The 22,523-nt window shown below is 43.5% G+C and carries 16 protein-coding genes, 1 pseudogene, 1 CRISPR repeat array and 3 riboswitches (1 of these 21 running past the window's edge); of the genes and pseudogenes, 12 read left to right on the forward strand and 5 right to left on the reverse strand.

All coding sequences use genetic code 11. The features are described 5' to 3' along the window. A CRISPR array of direct repeats spans positions 1-1,494; the repeat unit is 29 nt; unit sequence TGTTTCCAATAGGTCAAAGATACTAATTT; it begins 222 nt to the left of the window's first position. 147 nt (positions 1,495-1,641) lie between these two features. After that, positions 1,642-1,851: riboswitch (cobalamin riboswitch) on the forward strand. Between the two features lie 95 nt (positions 1,852-1,946). The 9 genes from CS948_RS06700 to CS948_RS06740 all read left to right on the forward strand — a co-directional run bounded on the left by CS948_RS06700 (position 1,947) and on the right by CS948_RS06740 (position 14,507). After that, the gene (locus CS948_RS06700; RefSeq protein ID WP_255301893.1) at positions 1,947-3,095 is read left to right on the forward strand and encodes a DUF5074 domain-containing protein; all 1,149 of its coding nucleotides are present in this window, start codon (positions 1,947-1,949) and stop codon (positions 3,093-3,095) included. A 10-nt stretch (positions 3,096-3,105) separates the two neighbouring features. After that, complete coding sequence (locus CS948_RS06705; protein ID WP_099290948.1) at positions 3,106-5,127, forward strand: TonB-dependent siderophore receptor; 2,022 nt, start codon at positions 3,106-3,108, stop codon at positions 5,125-5,127. Between the two features lie 48 nt (positions 5,128-5,175). Then, positions 5,176-6,516 carry a DUF5074 domain-containing protein gene (locus CS948_RS06710; RefSeq protein ID WP_099291819.1) on the forward strand — a complete coding sequence of 447 codons (1,341 nt, stop codon included), beginning with the start codon at positions 5,176-5,178 and terminating at the stop codon, positions 6,514-6,516. A gap of 7 nt (positions 6,517-6,523) precedes the next feature. After that, on the forward strand, positions 6,524-7,546 hold the full coding sequence (locus CS948_RS06715) for a PKD domain containing protein (protein WP_099290949.1): 1,023 nt from the start codon (positions 6,524-6,526) through the stop codon (positions 7,544-7,546). Between the two features lie 182 nt (positions 7,547-7,728). After that, positions 7,729-7,938: riboswitch (cobalamin riboswitch) on the forward strand. Between the two features lie 164 nt (positions 7,939-8,102). Next, a complete protein-coding gene (locus tag CS948_RS06720; protein WP_099290950.1) occupies positions 8,103-9,572 on the forward strand; it encodes a DUF5074 domain-containing protein in 1,470 nt (489 codons plus the stop codon). 22 nt (positions 9,573-9,594) lie between these two features. Next, positions 9,595-10,350 (forward strand): hypothetical protein, encoded by a 756-nt coding sequence (locus CS948_RS06725; protein ID WP_099290951.1) that lies wholly within the window; start codon positions 9,595-9,597, stop codon positions 10,348-10,350. Between the two features lie 255 nt (positions 10,351-10,605). Then, a riboswitch (cobalamin riboswitch) is annotated at positions 10,606-10,791 on the forward strand. 97 nt (positions 10,792-10,888) lie between these two features. After that, positions 10,889-13,027: a ribonucleoside triphosphate reductase gene (locus CS948_RS06730; protein ID WP_099290952.1), complete on the forward strand. Its 2,139-nt coding sequence runs from the start codon at positions 10,889-10,891 to the stop codon at positions 13,025-13,027. After that, positions 13,024-13,665 carry an anaerobic ribonucleoside-triphosphate reductase activating protein gene (locus CS948_RS06735; RefSeq protein ID WP_099290953.1) on the forward strand — a complete coding sequence of 214 codons (642 nt, stop codon included), beginning with the start codon at positions 13,024-13,026 and terminating at the stop codon, positions 13,663-13,665. The genes CS948_RS06730 and CS948_RS06735 overlap by 4 nt, the downstream gene beginning before the upstream one ends. Before the next feature lie 38 nt (positions 13,666-13,703). Further along, a complete protein-coding gene (locus CS948_RS06740; protein ID WP_099290954.1) occupies positions 13,704-14,507 on the forward strand; it encodes an ABC transporter substrate-binding protein in 804 nt (267 codons plus the stop codon). Here the strand turns inward: CS948_RS06740 and CS948_RS06745 are convergent, their stop codons facing one another. Next, complete coding sequence (locus CS948_RS06745) at positions 14,508-15,176, reverse strand: TrkA family potassium uptake protein (RefSeq protein WP_099290955.1); 669 nt, start codon at positions 15,174-15,176, stop codon at positions 14,508-14,510. It abuts the gene before it with no gap. A gap of 170 nt (positions 15,177-15,346) precedes the next feature. Further along, positions 15,347-17,161, reverse strand: a complete 1,815-nt coding sequence (locus CS948_RS06750; RefSeq protein ID WP_099290956.1) for a TrkH family potassium uptake protein — start codon at positions 17,159-17,161, stop codon at positions 15,347-15,349. 170 nt (positions 17,162-17,331) lie between these two features. On the opposite strand from CS948_RS06750, the gene CS948_RS06760 reads away from it, so the two are divergent. Beyond that, positions 17,332-18,348, forward strand: coding sequence for an iron ABC transporter permease (locus CS948_RS06760; protein WP_099290958.1), 1,017 nt, complete (start codon positions 17,332-17,334; stop codon positions 18,346-18,348). A gap of 1 nt (position 18,349) precedes the next feature. Beyond that, positions 18,350-19,156 carry an ABC transporter ATP-binding protein gene (locus tag CS948_RS06765; RefSeq protein ID WP_099290959.1) on the forward strand — a complete coding sequence of 269 codons (807 nt, stop codon included), beginning with the start codon at positions 18,350-18,352 and terminating at the stop codon, positions 19,154-19,156. On the opposite strand, the pseudogene CS948_RS06770 reads toward CS948_RS06765, so the two are convergent. Next, a pseudogene (locus CS948_RS06770) lies at positions 19,135-19,353 on the reverse strand (DMT family protein); the annotation flags it as partial. The gene CS948_RS06765 and the pseudogene CS948_RS06770 sit on opposite strands and share 22 nt — an antisense overlap. Before the next feature lie 69 nt (positions 19,354-19,422). Between CS948_RS06770 and CS948_RS06775 the strand changes: the two are divergent. After that, entirely contained in the window at positions 19,423-21,207 is a 1,785-nt protein-coding gene (locus CS948_RS06775) for a recombinase family protein (protein ID WP_099290961.1), read from the forward strand. 63 nt (positions 21,208-21,270) lie between these two features. On the opposite strand, the gene CS948_RS06780 is transcribed toward CS948_RS06775, so the two are convergent. Together CS948_RS06780 and CS948_RS06785 are read right to left on the reverse strand one after the other, a co-directional pair. Then, entirely contained in the window at positions 21,271-21,858 is a 588-nt protein-coding gene (locus tag CS948_RS06780; protein ID WP_099290962.1) for a tyrosine-type recombinase/integrase, read from the reverse strand. Positions 21,859-22,098: 240 nt separating this feature from the next. Continuing rightward, positions 22,099-22,521, reverse strand: coding sequence for a hypothetical protein (locus tag CS948_RS06785; RefSeq protein ID WP_099290963.1), 423 nt, complete (start codon positions 22,519-22,521; stop codon positions 22,099-22,101). Between the last annotated feature and the right edge of the window lie 2 nt (positions 22,522-22,523).

A 22,523-nucleotide genomic window follows, 5' to 3' on the forward strand; every position in this document is an offset into this window, starting at 1 on the left:
GGAGAGAAAGCTGTTTCCAATAGGTCAAAGATACTAATTTGTAAGCAAATCACAACTGGCTCATCTACTTCTTATCAGCGTCGCCAGCTGTTTCCAATAGGTCAAAGATACTAATTTGTAAGCAAATCACAACGATAATCAATAATAACGACTGGATAGTATGCTGTTTCCAATAGGTCAAAGATACTAATTTGTAAGCAAATCACAACCGACTACTTGCAATTATCGAAACACCGGCGCTGTTTCCAATAGGTCAAAGATACTAATTTGTAAGCAAATCACAACAGGGTCATGCAGGTAGATGCTAACGAGTATGCTGTTTCCAATAGGTCAAAGATACTAATTTGTAAGCAAATCACAACACTCATGGTCGTAATATTGAAAATCCTTATGCTGTTTCCAATAGGTCAAAGATACTAATTTGTAAGCAAATCACAACAAGAAGAAGAAGACGGTTGTTCCGTGGCAGCTGTTTCCAATAGGTCAAAGATACTAATTTGTAAGCAAATCACAACTGGAAGAGCGAGATATCCTCCGATTTTACGCTGTTTCCAATAGGTCAAAGATACTAATTTGTAAGCAAATCACAACTCCTCACCTAACGCTATTTTCCCCAAGGGTGCTGTTTCCAATAGGTCAAAGATACTAATTTGTAAGCAAATCACAACACCGCAATTAAAGGACATTTATATTGCACGCTGTTTCCAATAGGTCAAAGATACTAATTTGTAAGCAAATCACAACTTGATGTTGCATGACAAGAAAAACGATTGGCTGTTTCCAATAGGTCAAAGATACTAATTTGTAAGCAAATCACAACTCAACCAGACATGTGTCTTACTGTGTCTGAGCTGTTTCCAATAGGTCAAAGATACTAATTTGTAAGCAAATCACAACTATATATGAAAGAAAGAGTTAAACAACGGGGCTGTTTCCAATAGGTCAAAGATACTAATTTGTAAGCAAATCACAACAGTCATGCAGGTAGATGCTAACGAATATCGGCTGTTTCCAATAGGTCAAAGATACTAATTTGTAAGCAAATCACAACGGTTCCCGTACTCCTCTAGCGGAGTATAAGCTGTTTCCAATAGGTCAAAGATACTAATTTGTAAGCAAATCACAACTGCTTCTGAGAATGAGAAGGCACGTCGATAGCTGTTTCCAATAGGTCAAAGATACTAATTTGTAAGCAAATCACAACAAGAATTTATCACCGGAGGAAAAGATGGTGCTGTTTCCAATAGGTCAAAGATACTAATTTGTAAGCAAATCACAACTCCGAGAGTATGACCAAGTTCGAGTTAATGCTGTTTCCAATAGGTCAAAGATACTAATTTGTAAGCAAATCACAACACAAAAACAGAGAGAAAGGTAAAAATTTTGGCTGTTTCCAATAGGTCAAAGATACTAATTTGTAAGCAAATCACAACGCCGACTTATCATTCATTGTCACGGACACGGTTGTTTCCAATAGGTCAAAGATACTAATTTATATGTAAATCACAATACACAACAATATGGCTACAATCTAAGATCAAGATAAATCTCAATGCTAAAACTCGCAATAACGAGAGATAGACCGTGCTCCTAACGAAATAAATCTTTTCCCCATTCATTAGTAATATTAAAAAATACGTATTATTTTCGCGGCGTTATGGTTCTCGTGTAAGATATTCTACAATCTTACGTGGGATTAATAGGGAATCAGGTGCAAATCCTGAACAGATCCACTGCTGTAAGTTTCGTAACAACTTCTCCGGCACTCACGATCCACTGTCTATTTTAAGGATGGGAAGGACGCCGGGAAGGAAACAAGTCAGAAGACCTGCCATACACAACATTGTTTAACGTTCAAGGGGAAGGAAGAACGTGAACGCCGATAGCTTAACAATTGTCGACCGTGTACGTCAAGCCTTTTTCTGACTAAAAGGGAATTTATGTTCATGAAAAAGTGGTTTCATTTTCTGACAATCGTATGGATTAGCATGACGTTAGCGTCGTGCGACAAACCGGGGATGCCTTATCCCGACGGGGTGCTGGGCGACGGGGATATTGAGGCTCTCGTGCTGAACGAGGGGTTGATTAACACAAACGCCGGGGCGATATCGGTGATATACAAAGACAGTACCGTGGTAGTGGATGCCTTTCAAGACGTGAACCATCGCCCAATGGGTGACGTGGCACAATCCATCACGCTGATTAACGGAAAGTATTTCGTGGCGATGAATAACTCGAAGAAAATCGAGGTGGTCAATCCCGTGACGTTCAAATCCGAGGGAACGATACTCTACACGCAGGCGGGTTACCCGCGACAGATAGTGCCTATCTCGGAAACAGAAGCCGTCGTGTCCGACTTGAACCGACAACTGGTGCGTATTCGCACGGTAGCCCCTTACGGGAAGCCGCTGGAATATATTTCAATCCCGAGATGGGTGGAATATCTGGTCGTGGCGGAAAATAAAGTGTTCGGCATGACGCAGGGAGGTTTGTACGTGTTCGATGCCAACAACATCAATAAAGAGTACGCCCGGGTTATCAAGGATATATACAACGAGGAGTACACGAAGACGTGCCGGATGCTGATAGACAAAGACGGCATAATCTGGGGATTGATGCACCAGAAAAGGAGCGGTGTCGTGACAGGCGTCACGCTGAAAGGCGTAGACCCGAAACGGGAAAAAGTAGTTAAATCGTACACCCTCCCCATCGGCGACTCGAGCTCACAGACACCGGGCGAGATTATCGGCTATATCAATTACAACCGCACGGATATCGACCCGACGGGAACATGGATATACTTCAACGTGAAAACCCGTGCGACAGAAGAAAACGCCAAGGGCGAAAAAGAACAGCAGAGCGTGTACCGGATGAACGTGACGACGGGTGAATTCGAACATTATTACGACCTGCCGGGCGTGGGTATGATGTACGGGTTCGCGGTTAGCCCCGAAGGCGACGTTTACCTGTGCGATTGTTTGGATTACACGGCACAAAGAGGTTATATCCGTCATTATCTGAAAGACGGGAGAAGGGTAAGCCACAAAGTGGGTGTTTATCCCGGGCAAGTGTATTTCCCCGGAAGTCAACGTTAAAATGCAGAATATGTTCAAAAAAATAACGATAGGATTATGTGCCTGTTTCACGCTGGGCAGCGGGATGCAGGCAGAGGCACAGCGGCGGGATTCGGTGGCGATGCACGGGACTCTCGACACGGTGCAGGTGGTGAGCCGGCGTATCCAACACGCCAACGAGGCAAATGCCGGGGCGAAGGTTAGCCGCATAGACCCGGAAATCATGCAAGCGAATAAAACCCGTTCGTTGGCGGAATTACTGACGGACTACACGGCTATTTATATCAAGAGCCTCGGGATGGGAGCCTTGTCGACCGCCTCCTTCCGTGGAGCCAGTCCCTCGCAAACACGGGTGAACTGGAACGGCATCAATATCACGCCGCCGATGTCGGGAACGTTCGATTTCTCGCAAATCCCGGTTTTCTTCACGGACAATATCAACTTGTATTACGGGAGCAGCCACGTGAAGAACGGGACGGGAGCCATCGGGGGAAGTATCAACCTATTCACCGACCCGGATTGGCGAAAGGGAGTAAGCGGGAAAGTGCTGGGCGAGTACGGTTCCTACGGCACGTACACCACGGGGGCACAAGTAAACACGGGCGGAGAGAAATCAAGTTTCAAAACCCGCCTGTATTACCAGCACTCGGATAACAACTATACTTATTTGAACAAGATTCTGACCAACGTCCCCTTCCGCGAGAAACGACAGGATGCCGATTACACGCAATGGGCAGCAATGCAAGAAGGTTATTTCCGGTTGTCGCGCTACACCCGGTTGACGGCAGTAGCATGGTATCAAGAGGGCGAACGGATGTTGCCCCCCGCGCTTGGGGTGGTGAACCAATCACACGAGAAACAACGGGAAACGAATTTCCGGGCATACACGGGACTGGATTTCACCCGGGGTATACACGCCCTGCACGTGAAAGCGGCATGGCTGTACTACCGGCAGAAGTACGACAAATGGTACGCCGGGGGGATGTTTGACCCCGAGGGTACTAAAAATCAATCGCAAACGTGGCAAGGCATTGCAGACTACACGTGTACCCCGCAAGAAAACCTCGTGCTGGGGACAAGCCTGACTTACTCGCACGATTTGATACGAGTGAGCAGTTACATTGATATCGACTCGTCGAAATACACACTGGGCGACGTGGATTATGATATCCCGGTGGTAGAACCGCCATTCCGCCATCACCGTAACGTACTGTCGTGGCAGGCATCGGCGTTGTGGACCCCGGTGGAATGGATGATATTGAACGGGCAGTATATGTTCGAGCAAAACGATAGCCAGGGAGTATCCACGTGGTCGGCGGGCGTGGTATTTAACCTGTGGGAAAAAGAGTTGCAGGTAAAAGGGAATATGGCTTACAATTATCGGTTCCCAAGCATGAACGACCTCTATTGGCGACCGGGAGGCAACCCGGAGGTGAAGCCGGAAGACGGGTACTCGTATGACGCTTCCGTGGCTTACCGGAAACACTTGTACCGGGGGTTATCGCTGGACGCGGAGGTATCGGGCTACTTGATGTATATCGACAACTGGATACTGTGGTTGCCCAAGGACGGGAATCAATGGGTGTGGACGCCGCAGAATCACCGCAACGTGCGCTCGGAAGGCGTGGAACTGTACGGGAAGCTGACATACGAGATGGGGGATTTAAAGGTGAACGCATCCGGCAATTACAGTTGGTCGCAATCCCGTACCCGCAAGAAACAGCACGAGGACGACGGCTCGTACATGAAGCAGATTCCTTACGTGCCGAGATTCAAATGGAACGTGCGGGTTGCCGCCGATTACCGGGGAGCCTTTTTCTCGTGGCAAGTGACTTACATCGGGCGACGCTTTATCACGACCGACCAAGCATACGCTACAGACCCCTATTCGGTACACAATATATTGGCGGGCTACCGTCACGAGTTCCGTAACGGCATGAGCCTCACCCCGCAGGTACGGGTGGACAATCTACTGGACATTTATTACGAATCCACGCAGTACTACCCGATGCCGTTGCGTAACTGCCTCGTGTCGCTGATGTGGGAATTTTAGAGGAAGAATAAACAAGTTATTTAATATTACATGATGAAAATTAAAATTATGAAGAAGTTTTATTTAGCACTTTTGCTTTTGGGAATATTTGTAGGATTCTTGAGTTCTTGTAGTGATGATGACGATAACTGGACACCCGTACCACCGACCGTAACCATCGAAAGCGAGAATGGCAGTTTTTCGACGCTCCCGATGGAATCTATCGTACTGAAAGCCAAAGTTGACAACCCGTCAGAAACAAGCTTGGCTTGGTTTGTAAACGGGCAAAAAGTGGCAACAGATTCTATTTATACCTTCACGGCAGAAAGTATTGGTAATTATAATGTTTCTGTTATAGCATGCACTACAAATAGCCGCAATCATGCTTCCACTTCAATTGAAGTTCACGGGAAATACAAGTATGGTACTTTTATCATAAACGAATCAACCATGGGCAGTCCCGGGAATTTAATTTTCATTAATCCTAAAGGAGAGGTGACAGATAACGCCTATTACCTTGAAAACGGAGGTGACTTGGGAAAGCAAAGCCAAGATCTATTCATCAAAAACAATAAAATGTATATTCTTTCACAAAACGGGGGTGATGACGGAGGCTTTTTAACCATCCTCAATGCAGAAACATTGAAAAGGGAGCGAAAATTTCAGGAAGAACTTAACGGACAGGTGAGTATGCCTAGCCACGTGGCAGTACTAGGAGATGATGACATTTACCTACGTGACAATAATGGAATAAAAAGATTTCAACCATCAAGTGGAACCGTCACTCTTATTGAAGGCACAAAGGGTGCTCGGAAAAATACAATGGCTGTTGCTGACGGGAAAGTTTTTGCCACAGTAAAAAACACGGTTGTCGTAATTGAAGCAGGTAAAGATGCAATTAGCAATACGATTGAATTTGACGGGAATGTTTCCGGTGTAATTAAAGCATCCGACGGGAATCTTTGGGTTTCCGATGCATCCGGAAAAATCACTAAAGTTGACCCGAAAACATACGCCAAACTAGGAAGCAGCACTGTATCAGAGGAAGCAAAAAGCCTTCTGAACCCATCATACGCAGCAGCCCCCAGCATTACAGCCAAAGGGGACACGCTATACATGAGTGCCCTTAAATCAACAATTTACCGTCATATTTTCAGCACGGGAGAAACGAAATTAATGGTGGATGCCCAAACGATGGTCGACAACGTCGGTATCATTTACAACACGTGCGCTGTTCACCCGATTACCGGAGAAGTTTATCTAAATTCCATAAAAGGATACGGCCAAGACTACAAGATTAATAACATCAGTGTATTCAACTTTAGCGGGGATGAACCAGAATTAAGTGCAAATTACGAAAATCACACGGCATTCCCCGCCGGCACATTCTTCACTTATAATTTTGAATAAACGGTTCATGAAAAAGAATTTACTTTATATATTAGCTATTCTGGCTATCGCGGGAATGTGGAGTTCCTGTAGCGATAATGATGGCGGAGAAGATGAACCGGAGATGCCTCTTACCGCACCGGAGGTGTCTGTACAGAACTTGAGCTTGAAAAATGCTATTCTTCCCTCGAAAACGGTAAGATTAAGAGCGAATATCATCAACACCACACGTGCTGACTTGCAATGGTTCGTGGATGGGAAGGCAACATCAACAGACACGATATACGAATTCTCGTCCGCCACAGAGGGAGAGTATAAAATCAAGGTGACGGCATCCAACATCTTGGGCGAGGCATCGGATAGCACGTATATCACGGTACAAGACGGTTTCAAAATCTCGGACGTCACGAACTGGACGGGCGAAGGCGATTGCCGTTCGGTGCTGGCGATACAATGGGTAAAACCGGAGGTGGAGGATTTATTGCACCCGGCAGACGAGGATGTCTTTTTCCGGGCGTGGGGATACAAGTGGAATAAACCGCAAAAAGGGAAGATATCCCCCACGGGATTTGACATGATTAAAGCCATTGCCAAGAGTGATCCCTGCTTGTTCGTCATCGTTTCGAACGATGCCCTAGGGACTACTATCAAGGGATTCGGTTATGACGGCAACGGTGACGGGAAAATCTCGATTGAAAGCGATGATTTCGTGCACAACGAAAGAGAATACAAGGGGATTTCTTTGACAGAAACGAATTTCGCGGATGGTAACATATACGTGCAAAAGCAAGAGGATAACATTGATGACGTCAGGGTTACCAGCGAGGGCGACTGGTGGATGGGCGGCTGGTACGTGGCTTATGCATCCTACTGGTTGGGATACGGGGAAGCCGTACTGGAAGCGGAGGAGTACGAGTATTCCAATTTCTACGCCAGCAACCGGGAACTGGAAGACGAGTGCTGGGATGCATGGACATTCTCCCCGATTAATGACGCAGAACAAAATATCCTACCCATACCCCGCTTGTTGAAAGCAGCAGGCATCAAATAGCAATAGCATATTCCAAAATACTTAACTAAAAAATAATTTTATACATGAGCTCCCGGATGATCCGGGAGCTTTTTTACTTCAACATCATCAATACATTTCAAGAATAGTCTAAAAGGAGTGCGATTTGAATATAAAATAAAAAAAATACTTGATTATTTAACATCATTCTTCTATCTTCGCAAAGAATAATGGAAGTGAGTGGTGTCCCGATTCGTAAATCGCGTTTCGGGATGAAAAGGGAATCAGGTGCAAATCCTGAACAGAATCCCCTGCTGTAAGTTTCACTATACTTCCCGGGCATACTTTATCCACTGTCCCCGACACGAGGGATGGGAAGGAAGCCCCGGAGAAGGAAACGAGTCAGAAGACCTGCCACAAGCTAATATGTTTCATGTTCAAAGGGAAAGGAGAACATAAACGCCAGTACCGTTTACAAGTCGATATTTGACGCCATCTTTTTCCTACAAACAGAAATGTTTGTATCCACGTGGGATACATGGGTATGAATTAATTATTGCGTTTTTTAATATATAAAATTAATTCAAAAAAAACAGTTATGAAGAAGTTGTATTTCTTTTTTATCGTGTGGGGATTGATGATCTCGTTGTTTAGCGCGTGTAGTGATGATGATGACTACATCCCAACCCTGCCCATCGTGGGTTTCGCGCAAGGGAATTATTCCATGGAGTTGACGGATTCCATCGTGTTCAGGGCGGAAGTTACCAATGCTTTGGAAAACACGTTTAGTTGGGCACTGGACAACGATGAGGTTGCGACAGGTGACACATACGTGTTCAAAGCAGAAAACAGCGGCACCTACCAACTAGCCCTGACCGCAAAAAATTCAGACGGCACGACGACCAAAACCGCAACGATTACCGTGAATCCCGGTAAGTATAAAAACGGGACTTTTATACTGAATGAAGGGTTAGTTACGACTCACGGCTCGTTGATTTACATCAGCCCGGAAGGAGATATTACCCCTAATGTATATTACAAGGTGAACGGCGAGTATTTAGGAGATGTGTGCCAAGACCTATATATCAAAAACAACAAAATGTATATCGTATCCCAAAATGGAGGAAACGGGGGTGGTTTTCTAACCATTTGCAATGCTGAAACATTAAAAAAAGAACGTTCTTTTCATGATCCTTTTATCTTAGGAATAGACACGAGTTATTATGAAGACGAGGGAAAGATGGTGCAAGTAATCGATACCACTTTCTCGTATTGGCCAACACACATTGCCGTATTGGGAGATGACGATATCTATATACGTGATAATAGGAATGGCATCTTCCTAATGCACCCGTCAACAGTGGCAAATGATCACAGAGCGACTCTAATCAAAGGCACCCAAGGCGCCCGGAAAAATACCATGGCTGTGGCAGAAGGAAAATTATTTGCCTCACGAAGAAACACGGTCATAGTTATCGAACGAGGCAAAAACGAGGTTACACATACAATTGCATTCGGGAAGAAACAGATTTCCGGGCTAATCAAAGCCACAGACGGAAACCTTTGGGCCTCGGATGAAGGCGGTATTATTTACAAAATCGACCCGAAATCATATGAAATATTAGCACAAAATCAATTGCAAGGTGAAGCAGCCTCACTTTTGCGTATCAGAGCATCGCAACCTGCCGCACCGAACATCACTGCCAAGGGAGATACGATATATATCAGCAACACGACCACAACAATTTATCGTCACATTTTCAGTACAAATGAAACAAAATACATGATTGATGCCAAAAATTGGATTCCCGCTTCTTCTGATTTCTGGGAAGGGAACTACGCGAGTAAGCCATTGGTATATAATACTTGTGCTGTTCATCCTATCACGGGAGAGGTCTTTTTAAACACGGTAAAGGGAATTGGCTCACAACGCCACACGAACCATATCACGATTTTTGATTTCAGCCGCATTAATTCCGAGAGCGAAAATTATGCCAGAATAAGTCGTGATTACGCGAATTACACGGATTATCCTGCTAATGTATTCTTTACCTATAACTTCAAGTAAATCATTTAAAACAATCAAAACAATGAGAAGTTTATTATCAAAATCTTTCATAGCCTTATTATTTATCGGCTTTTTAGCTTCTTGTAACGAGGATACATCCATCTTAGCGGAAATGGAAGATTTAAAAACAAATACAACGCCTTTAGTTGTAAATGAAAATCTTCAATCCGTCAATTCTATTAATGATATCCAAAACTGGACAGGAACGGGAAATAACCGTTCCGCACTTACGATCCAATGGGTAACAGCCTCAGATATTGAGAATCCCACTGATGATGAAATTCATTTCTTGGCATGGGGATACCGTTGGGCTTCCGGTGCAACGGGAATAGATATGGTTAAAGCTATCGCAAAAAAAGATACTCGCTTGTACGTTATTCTCGGAAATAATTTCGGGGGAGTCACAATCAAGGGATTCGGGTATGACGGAAATAATGATGGAAAAATTAAAATCAGTAATTCTTCTCTCACTTTAACAGAAAAGGACTTCGTGAACGGCATCTATCAAGAAAAGAATGGGGATAATTTAGACGGTATGAAAACCTCTTCTCCCGAAGACCTCTGGATGGGCGGCTGGTACGAAGCCTACGCAAGCTATTGGTTAGGCTGGACTGACACAACAACAGTACCGGATGGATTTGATTATTCACAATATCTAGTTGATCAACGTTCATTAGCAAATAATTCTTGGGATGCTTGGACGTTCTCCACGATTAATTCGGCAGAATACAATGTTGATCCCAGACCGGAATTATTGAAAGCCGCACCCAATAATTAAGAAAAACAATAGCAGGATAATACACTTATAAAAAAGACCGACCGAAAAGTAAAATTTTCGGTCGTTTTTTTTTTACACAAATCATTTCAAACCTAAAGAAAAAAAAACTACATCAAGCAATCAAGTTCCATATTTTTGAGCCAACAATTTTCAAAAACAAAACACATTATACTTATTATAAGCACAATAAAAAACATCAATCCCAATAAAATTATTTTATTTGAAAACCACTATTGAAATACAATTATTTTATCATACATTTGTCATGCATTCGGTTCACTCCGGTGACGAACAGGGAAGCAGGTGAAAATCCCGCACTATACCCGTAGCTGTAAGCTCTATTCAACGCTTGAATCAATGATCCACTGTCACGCTGTCGATGGGAAGGAGATTCAAAAGCGAGAGTAAGTCAGAAGACCTGCCGATTGCAAATAAATTGGAGCTTTCGGGTGAAAAGCGAAAAAGACAATTCTCTGCCATACACGATCTTTTCTCGTGTTTTCCCCGAAGTATTTTTTTAATTATTAAAATTTTAATCATGGAAACATCAACCACGTTCTCAAGAATCGTGAAACGCAACGGGGAAATTTGCGATTTCAAACCGGAAAAGATTGAACAAGCTATTTTTAAGGCAACGAGAGCCATCGGACAGCCCGATCGTAAAACGGCACGTGCTCTGTGTGACAAAGTCGTGCAAATTCTTGCCGCAAGCACACCGGAAAAGGAACTCCCGCACGTGGAACAGGTACAGGACACCGTGGAGCTAGTGCTGTTCCAGCACGGCGACCTGCAACTGATGAAAACGTACTTGCTTTACCGCAAGCAACACGAGCAAATCCGAAACTCGAAGACCTTACTGACAAATATAGAGGTAATGGATAATTACCTGTCATTGAGCGATTGGAGGGTAAAAGAGAGTGCTAATTCCTCATACTCGCTGCAAGGATTGAATCAGCATATATCCACACAAATCACCTCCAATTACTGGCTAAGCCAACTCTACCCGGAACGGGTATCGGAAGCGCACAAAAGCGGGGCGTTGCATATCCACGACTTGGGATTCCTAAGCGTCTATTGCGTGGGATGGGACTTGAAGGATTTACTTACCGTCGGATTCCGGGGAGTGGAGGGGAAAGCGCAAAGCAGCCCGGCAAAGCACCTTCGCACGGCTCTCGGACAAATCGTGAATTTCTTCTATACCATGCAAGGCGAGGCCGCAGGGGCTCAGGCTTTTTCCAACTTTGACACGTTCCTCGCCCCCTACATACGCTTTGACAAGTTGAACTACAAGCAGGTGAAACAATGTTTGCAGGAATTCCTGTTCAACTTGAACGTACCCACCCGTGTAGGATTCCAGACACCGTTTACCAATATCACGATGGATCTCGTCGTACCCGATTTCTTGAAAAACGAACATATCGTGCACGGGGGTGAAATCAAAGAAGAGGTGTACGGGGATTTCCAAGCCGAAATGACGATGCTTAACAAAGCGTTCGCCGAAGTGATGAGCGAAGGGGATGCTTCCGGCAGCCTGTTCTCGTTCCCCATCCCGACGTACAATATCACCCCGGACTTTGACTGGAATACCCCGGAGTACGAGGGTATCTGGGAAATGACAGCAAAATACGGTATTCCTTATTTCTCCAATTTCGTGAATTCGGACATGAAGCCGGATAACGTGCGCAGTATGTGTTGTCGCCTTCGTCTGGATAAACGGGAACTCATGAAACGGGGCGGCGGTTTGTTTGCAGCGAACCCGTTGACCGGATCGGTAGGTGTGGTCACGATCAACCTGCCCCGCTTGGGATATGAAGCCGCATCGGAAGAGAATTTCTTCCAACGCCTGCAACACTTGATGGAAATCAGCAAGGAAAGTCTGGAAATCAAGCGCAAAATTATTGAACGCTACACGGAAAAAGGGCTGTATCCTTATTCCAAATATTACCTGCGTTACGTGAAAGAGCGTTACGGGTGTTTCTGGAAAAACCATTTCTCGACGATCGGTATCAACGGCATGAACGAGTGTTGCATGAACTTCCTCGGGGTTCCTATTTCACACCCGGACGGGATGGGATTCGCGCAAAAAGTGATACACTTTATGCGGGATATACTGGCACAATTCCAAGATGAAACCGGTAATATCTATAACCTTGAAGCCACTCCGGCGGAAAGTACCTCTTACCGATTCGCTTTGCTCGACACGGCCGAATATCCCGATATTATCGTTGCCAACCAAGAACAATTCAAACAGGGTGCCGATCCTTATTACACGAACTCCACGCATCTGCCCGTGAACTTCACGGACGACCTGTACGAGGCACTCGACCAACAGGACAAATTACAAACGCTGTACACGGGTGGAACTGTTTTCCACGTGTTTACCGGAGAACACCGCACGTCCGCACAAGCGGCTAAAAACATGATTCGTAAGGTAACGGCAAATTTCCGCCTGCCTTATATCACGCTCTCGCCCTCGTTCAGCATATGCCCCTCGCACGGGTACATCGCGGGAGAACATTTCAAATGTCCGCATTGCGGGGCTTCCTCGGAAGTGTACAGCCGGATAGTAGGGTACATGCGTCCCGTGAGCCAATGGAACAACGGGAAACGAGCCGAGTTCGACGACCGGAAACTGTTTGACAAGAGCGTCCGGGAAAAAGAAGCATGCACGCTATGAGAATCGGGGCATTTCTCAAACAAAGCCTGATAGACTGGGAGGGGAGAGTATCCGCAGTGATATTCACGAAAGGATGCAATTTCCGTTGCGGGTACTGCCACAATCCATACCTTGTTCTGCCGGAATTACTCCGGCAGACGCAAGATATAGAGGAACACGAGGTGCTGGACTTTCTCGACCGACGCAAAAACTGGCTGGACGGGGTGGTTATATCCGGAGGGGAACCGACGTTGCACGAAGACTTGATTCCATTTATCCAAAAAATAAAAGCCCTCGGGTTACCCGTGAAACTCGACACGAACGGGTCGCACCCGGAAGTTCTGGAACAGTTGATCGGCGGGAAATGGATAGACGCAGTGGCAATGGATATCAAATCTGCCCTTTCACTCTCGTGTTACCGGAAAGTGAACCGCACTATGACAGACTCCCTGCTGGAACGGATTCTTGAATCCGTTCGTCTTGTCAAGGACTCCGGGATAGAATACCAGTTCCGGACAACCGTTATCCCGCAGGTACAAACACCGGAAGAAATACAAGCACTGAAAAAAGAGTTCTTAGGGACACACTATATCCTGCAGGAATTCCGGGACGGGGATATTCTTGAGAAACACTTGCAAGAAACATTACCTATAAATTAAAAAGTAGTACTTTCGTATCATCATTTATATTCAAAATCATGCAAAGATTTTTATTGCTATTTATATTCGTTATCACGGTATTTACCGGACAGGCGCAGACGAACAAGCGTATCGTTTCACTTGCCGCCTCCATCACGCAAAACCTGTATTTACTCGGTGCAAATGAAAGCATCGTGGGCTGCACCCGTTTTTGCATCACGGAACCGGCAGATTCTATTCCCGTAGTGGCTGACGCAGTGAACGTGAACATGGAGAAAATCGTGGCTCTCCGTCCCGATATCGTTCTCACCGGAGGACTTACTCCGCCTAAAGTTCTGGAAGGACTCGAACGCATGGGTATAAAAACGCTACGACTGGAACAACCCAAAAACTTCGAGGAGATATGCGAGCAATTCATTATTCTGGGAGAATTATCAAATAAAAAGACAAAAGCGGAAAGCACCGTGCAGGAGTGCAAAACACGATTGAATGAAGCCAAGAAAAACATTCCTTCCGACAGACATCCCAAGGTATTCATGGAGATCGGATGCGACCCGTTGTATACCGCCCTGCCCGGATCGTTCATGCACGACTATATCCAACAAACCGGAGGAATAAATATCGCCAAAGACCTCGACAATGCCATGATATCCAAAGAATTTGTTCTTCTCCAAAACCCGGATATCATTTTCATCGTCGGCATGGGCATCGTGGGCGAAAACGAGATTTCCAAATGGAAAGAGATCAATAGCCTCAATGCCGTGAAAAATGACAAGCTATTCCCGCTTGACGACTACATTTGCAGCCCCACGCCCATCACTTTCGTGGAGACGATAGAAGAGTTGATCAAACTACTGTATTGATCAGGCAATTTGTATCCCGAGCTTACGAAAATTCTTCGGCTGACCGAAAAGCACGAACACGTCTTTTGTCGTGAACACAAGGTCGGCAGGAGGATTGTCCATGACCAGCGTTTTATCGGCCTTGACATCGTAACGCTTTAACGCTACGAGCTTTAACCCGAACTCTTCCTCGAAATTGGCATCCTCTAACTTTCGTCCCACGAAAGTGGAATGTACTTCCCACTCGATAATTAAATGGTCGTCATCCAACACATAAGAATCAATTGTCGTCCCCAACTCCACTTTCGTGGCAAAGAAATCGGCATATTCCCACTCGGGGTTTACGATTTCCGTGATTCCCATAGACGTTAAAATCACCTTGTGCACGGGAGAGATGGAACGGGCTACGATACGCTTCACCCCAAACTGCTTCAACAGGGCTATCACGAATAACGAGGTTCCAAAATCCTTACCGAATACCACGAACACTACATCCACGTCCAGCAACGGCAAGGTCTGCAACGCTTGGGCATTCTTCACGTCCAACGCTACCGTGTTCGTGATCGATTCCTTGTACAAATTGATCTTACTAATATCCGAATCGACGCCCAATACTTCATTCCCCCGCTTTGTCAACCGTTGTGACAGAGCAAGCCCGAAATTTCCCAGTCCAAATACAATACACTTCATAATAATTGAAAATTGAGAATTGAAAATTGAAAATGAAAAACATATTTTCCATTTCCGAGATTCAATTCGTTATTATATATCATTACCTTTTCCATTTATATTATCTGTCCAAATTATTATTCACGTCCTACTCTAATCATTTTCAATTTTCAATTCTCAATTTTCAATTATTAAAGTATTACCGTGTCGTCCGGATAAGTGTACAGTTTCACTTCCTGCCTGCGGATAAAGCAAGCCAGAAGGGTGAGCAAACCGACACGACCGACGAACATCGTGAGGCTGACGATCAGTTTGCCCGCAACACTCAGATGCGGAGTCAGATCCATGGTCAATCCTACCGTACCCAAGGCGGAAACGATCTCGAACACGGCTTGAGTTATCGTGGCTGTCGGTTCCAAGATGATAATAGCGAATGTACCCAGAATAATCCAAAGGATGGAAAGCACTATCACGGAATGTGCCCGATTCACGTTCTCCCGGGTCAGTTGACGATGCGCTACCACTACCCGATCGTTTCCCGTGAGATTCGCCCAAATATTCTTCAACGCGATCACGAATGTAGTTACTTTTATACCACCGCCCGTGGACATAGGAGCCGCACCAATCCACATCAACACGATAGTCAGAAAGATTGTCGTCGGGTGCAAAATGGATATATTCACGTTATTGAAACCCGCCGTACGGGGCGTCACCGCTCCCATGAACGAGGTCGCGAATTTACCCGTCAGGGACATTCCCTCCAAGGCATTGTGATTCTCGAATATCCAGAACAATCCCGTTCCCACGACCAGCAACACCAAGGTTGTCGGCAACACAATACGGGTTGTCGTACTCACGATACGGGGTTCATGAACCACCTTGTAATTCAGTCCCAACATACATTTTATCTGATTCCGGATTCCATAGTGCAGAAGACGCCCGTAATTAAACAAAATCGGGAACCCGATACCCCCGAAGATAATCAGAAACGCCAGAATAATCTGCAACCCGTACAGGTGGCGAATCAAGGGATCGTAGAGATTTCCCGGTAAAGTGGAGAACCCCGCGTTACAGAAGGCAGAGATCCCATGGAACAGGGAAAAAAAGATTTTATTCCCGACTCCCGCGACATCCTGTATCTGCAAATATACCAGATAGACACCTATTCCTTCTATAATAAACGTTGTCAAAACAATGTACACGACAGTCCTGAATATATCGCTTAGGGAAGCCTCGTTCAGCAAGTTCTTCATCATCAATTGATCGTGAAAAGAGGTCCCGCTCAAAAACGACATGGCGAAAAAACTCGTGAAGGTCATTACCCCTATACCACCGACTTGAATCAGAAACAACAAAACGACCTGCCCCATTAACGTGAACGTTCCCCCGGTATCGACCACCGTCAATCCCGTCACGCACACGGCACTCGTCGAAGTGAAAAGCGCATCCGTGAAACTTATTCCCCCGTAGGTTGCGTTAGGCAACCTCAGCAGTACCGCTCCCAGCAATATAATAAACAGGAAACTCCCGGCAAAAAGAACTTCCGGCTTCACCCGGCTTCGTATCACGACAAATATCTGTTTAGAGAGCTGAATAATACTGAGCAGCAATACCACCCCGTAAGTCAATACACGCTCTATCTTGAATAACACGGGGCGTTCCGTTTCAAACCCCGGTGTATCGAAATGTTTGGATAACAAGGTTAAAGCGAACAAGAAGAACAGCACCAGCACTTCTACCCAAAAACCTTTTTCCGCTCGTAACAGTCTAAAATTAAACACGAACCGCAACAATCCAAGAGCCAGAAAAAGACGCATGATTTCCCGAAACACGTAATATATTTCGTGGGAATAAGTATCGGGCATCCTGAAACCGAACCGATAAATGACTAAAATAACAGCCAGAAATGAAGCAAGGAATAACAATACATTGCTTACCAGTTCCACCATTTTTTTGACAGACTTGTATATTTTCCTCGCTCTATATTGAAACTCCACTGAAAGCATAACATCTTTTTTTAGTTTTTAACGGCATCCCCCTGCACGAGGTTACAAAAAACGCAAAAAACTCATTTGCCCGGAGCATGTCAAAAGTCCCCGATACTAACTTGTAAAGCTCTTTCAAGTTTAACCAATATTTCGCATCTTTGCACTGAAAATCACTATTGAATTTCCCCATGCAAGGAAAATATTATAAATGGATTCTATTTCTGGCTTTTTTACTGCTTCTCCTCGCGGGAAGTATTGTGGCAGGGCTTTGCTTCGGGGAGATTCGTTTTTCCATTCAAGATATATTTCAACTCTGGAACGGGGACCCGGAGGATGTTCGCCTGAACATCCTGCGTCAATTAAGAGTTCCCCGCATCATTCTCGGATTTATCGTCGGCGGTGCTTTAAGCCTGTCCGGAGTCATCCTGCAAGGAATCTTCCGCAACCCGCTCGTTGAGCCTTATACCTTGGGGATATCGGGGGGTGCATCGGTGGGAGTCACGGCTGCCATCGTCCTGTCACTACATACCCTGCACGGGAGTTTTATGCTTCCCTTCGCCGGGTTTGCCGGGGCTCTTGTCACGGTCATTCTGGTTTACACGCTCGGAGTCCGACGAGGTAATGTCCGCGTACACAGCCTCCTGCTGACAGGGGTGATGATTAGTTTTATCTCTTCCTCGCTCATGTTGCTGATCATGTCCGTCACCAAAAGCGAGAACTTGCACGGCATCGTGTTCTGGATCATGGGTTCTCTGAATGAAACCGACCCGACACTTATTGCACTGATTTCCGAGACCAGTCTCGTCGTGCTATGCCTTGCTTTTCTATACACCCCGGCGTTGAACGCCATGCGTTTGGGTTCGGAAAGAGCCATACAATTAGGTATTAATGCCAACCGGGCTATCAAGGTTCTTTTTTTGCTCAGTTCCCTGCTTACCGGAATATGTGTTTCTATTGTCGGGGTTATCGGGTTCGTGGGATTGATTATCCCTCAACTCATGCGTTTTATCATCGGTTCCGATTTTCGGATTTTGCTCCCGAGTTCTTTTATCGGGGGAGGTATCTTCTTGATTTTATCCGACATTTTCGCCCGAACGATTATTTCGCCCAACGAATTACCGATTGGGGTAATCACCGGAATTATCGGGGGTATCATTTTCATCCTCGTGATGAGCAACACCAAAACGGAAAAAACGATAGACTGATATGGACAACGCAATAGAAATAGAAAACCTTCAATGTGGCTACAACCATAAATTCACGATACGGGATATTTCGTTCACCGTGGAACGGGGTAAATTGACTTCCATTATCGGTCCCAACGGGGCGGGCAAAACAACTTTATTCCGAGCCATCACCGGCATGCTACCCGTGCAACAAGGCTCTATCCGGATAAACGGCACGGACGCATTCCGCATGACGCATAAAGCAAGGGCAAAACAACTTGCCATTGTCAACCAAACCGTGGAAGCGGATTTTATCTCTATCGAGGACTACGTTCTCATGGGATGCCTCCCCTACCACGCCCCGCTACAACTTTTCGAGAGCAAGGAGGACTACGTCATTGCCGAAAAGAATATGCGATTAACAGGTATATGGGAAAAACGTGCAAAACTCATGAACCAACTTAGCGGTGGCGAACAACAACTGGCAGCCATTGCCCGGGCTCTCACCCAACAAACGGAGATTCTCCTGCTTGACGAACCCACTTCCCATCTGGACATATCCCACCAGATGCGAATACTGAATCTCGTGCAACGCTTGAACCGGGAACAAAACCTTACCGTGTTGCTTATCATTCACGACCTGAACCTTGCCAGCGAATTCAGCGACCGACTGATTATGCTCAAAGAAGGAAGTATCCACTCGAGCGGCACCCCGGAAGAAGTATTGACTTACGACAATATCGAAAGCGTCTACGACACGCTGGTTATTACTCAAAGTAACCCTCTTTCGGGTAAACCCTGCGTATTCCCCGTGTCGGATAAACATCACTTCATAAATACAAAATAAACAGCAAGTACAAGACAGACGCAAGCCGCCAGATGATTCCATTGGAACGTCACTCCCTTGAAGAAGACCATGGAAAAAATAATAAAGATGGTCAAAGTGATCACTTCTTGAACGACCTTCAACTGCATTAACGAGAAAGGTCCCCCGTTCCCAATGAATCCCAGACGATTGGCTGGTACTTGCGCACAATATTCAAATAACATTTCGAATTAACCCATGACAGAAAATATTGATTATCTTTGTGATATCTATTTAGGAACAAAATTATGAAAAAAGCTATTACTTATATTCGAGTTTCAACTAAAATGCAAGATGTCGCAAGACAAAGGATGAAAATTCAAGAGTATTGCGCTCGAAACAACTATGAAATTGTTCAAGAAATTGTAGATTACGGAATTTCTGGGGCAAGAGCTGATCGAGAAGGCTATATTAAGTTACAATCTCTTACAGATAAAGATGGAGAAATATTAGTAATTTCAGAATTATCTCGATTGAGCAGGGAGGAAACATTAATTACAGTCAATACAATTCAAAATATTATATATCATGGTTTAGACGTGGTATTTTTAGACGATGCAAGTAAATATTATAAAGCTAATCAAGCTCTGAATTTAATAGAACTAATAACCTTACTTGTTAGTGCAGACAAAAATGCAAAAGAAAGAATCGAAATAAAAAGAAAAAATCAAGAAGGCAAACAAGCTATATTATCAAATAACCCCTATGCTATGGTTGATGGCAATATACCTTTTGGCTTCCAAGCAATCTATAATCCTAATGGACGTAGACCTAAAAAAATTCTCGAAGAAAATGAACAAGAAGTTGAACACATAAAAAAAGTCTATGAATTAATATTATCAGGATATTCACTTGGAGAAGTCGCAAGATACTTCAATAATAGAAATATTACATTTAGAGGATTCTTTGTTACCAGACAATTATTAGGTAGATTAATCAAACATTCTATTTACAAAGGAGTTAGAAAAAGGAAATTAAAATTCGATAGAGAAGAAGCAAGCGTCATTTCTGTCAATATTAAACCAATAATTACACCAGAAGATTTTGACAGGGCAAATCTTTTGGTAAAAGAAAATCATAAATATAAATCAACTGGCAAAAATCTATACAACCCATTAAAAGGAATTTTCAAATGTCGATGTGGACGTTCCATGATTGTAAAGGACAAGAAACCAGAAAAGGCTGTCACCAAACTCACATACAGATGTAGTTACGTGGGAACAGAAGACAATCCTATTGCCTGCCATTTCAAGGATGAAATCTCTTATCATCTAACCAATGAAATTATATATAGCTTATTCAAATACATGAATTATAGTGAAAATATTGACTTTTTCAAAGGACAGATTGATAACAAAGTACAAAACTTAATTGAAGAGATTGACGGTTTGAATAAACAAATCAAAAACAAAGAGTTAATTCGTTCAAACCTAGAAGCAGAAAATCAAGAATTAGTACAAAGCTATTTAGAAGCACGTTCTTCCACATTACGCACTGCGGTACAAAACAAACAAATCGAAATAGAAAATAAAATTGAAGCTCTTAAAAAAGAAATGGACAAACTAACTGATGCAAAACTCAGTAAAGAAGCTGATAAACTAAGATTAATTGACACCAGAAAAAAAGAAAAACTAGATAATCTTAATATTCAGGAAAAAGGAGAATTATTCCACAAACATCTTGCCTCTGTTACCTATTACACTGTCACTATGATGCAAGGTTTTTATGTCATTCAATTTAGGAGTGGTTTAGAGTTCATCATTGCTGTTAGAAAAACTGCTAGAAGCCCTCTAGTTTCTATCTTACCAGATAAATATACGCTAAACAAAGATACCCTTCTAATTACAGAATATAAAGAAACATCTAAAAATACAAGTCTAAAAAATTTCTCCCTAAACACTACTGTTACAACAAAAGAAATAACTATTCAAGAATATCTAAAAAGTGAAATTGCAGAACTAAGATCATTAAGAATAGACTATTCATATCGAAAACAGTATAATGAAAACTTAAAAATGAAACGTGAAGAATAAATATAATATACCTATTAAAATTAAAGCCTATCCCCTCTAAATTGAAGGAATAGGCTTTTTCAATTAGAATGACAAAGATTCATAGGTCTGCGCAACCTCTTCCTGCCTCAATCCAATATACCGTCTTGTGATAGCCAAAGAGGAATGGTTAAACATATCCATAAGCATAACTAAAGCCCTTTCTGCATTCTCTGGATTCTGGTTGTAAACCTGCCTTCCAAAAGTCTTGCGTAAACTATGACAGGAGAAGTTTTTGACGTTTACCCTGTACTTAGCCTTTATCTGCTTTAGAATCCTGTTTAGCTGTTGGGTGGAGTAAACGGTTTTCTTCTGGCTTAGAAAGACAGGAGAATTAAGGCAAACGGGGTTAATGTGGTTATAACAATCTGCAATGAACTTCTTTAGTTGTGGAGAAATGGGAATAGTCCTTTTCTTCTCCGTTTTGTGTTCCGTGATGGTGATTTCATCCTTATCCAGAATCAACAACCAAGCGAGTTGCTTCATGTCATACACACGTAATCCCCAGAAAGAACCTAGCGTGATAAACAAAGCGATTTTATAATTCCCGTCCTGTATTAGTTTTCTAGTTAGATTAAGCATATCAGCCCAATCCAGACGGTCTGCCGTGGTGTTAGAATACTTCAAACTCATAACGTTCAAATTTGTAAGATTAAATATGTAAGTGAATATTTTATAGAGCCAGAGAATAGCCCTAAATTGTAAGTAATTGATAATAAGAAAAACGTTCACTAATACAGAAAGTGAACATTCCACAAATATACAGGGCTTGCTTCTGGTGAAGCAAACCCTGTATACAGAGAATTTAATTTAAACTGTATTAGCAAAATTAATTATTTGCTTCTTTGCTGACAAGTTTAAATTATATTCTCATTAATTTTTGATATATGCAACCCAAATATTTATTGCAGTAAGTATCAATGATATTACTGAAATTACAATGGCAATCCAACTTTTCTTAGCGTTCTTGAGAGTCTGTATTTTCAAGTCCTCTTCTATTTTCTTGTTTGAATGTTTTCTTGTGTAACCTCCATTTTGGATATACTTTATTCCCAAATCTGTTATTTCTGGCAAATCTAAATCTTCTTTCCTTTTAAATTCAATTAATCCATCTGATAATAATCCTCTTTGTAGAAATTCGGTTTCCCAATCTTCATGCCCTTCTTCTTTAAATAATGTTTTGCAAATGAAGTCCATTGTTAATCTTTTGTCATCTTCTCCATTATTTCTAATCTTGGTAGAGATACGAGATAATAAACCATATAAGATTTTATCTAATTTTTCATCATGCGTCATAA

The organism is Butyricimonas sp. Marseille-P3923, from assembly GCF_900184685.1.
Classification (GTDB): domain Bacteria; phylum Bacteroidota; class Bacteroidia; order Bacteroidales; family Marinifilaceae; genus Butyricimonas; species Butyricimonas muris.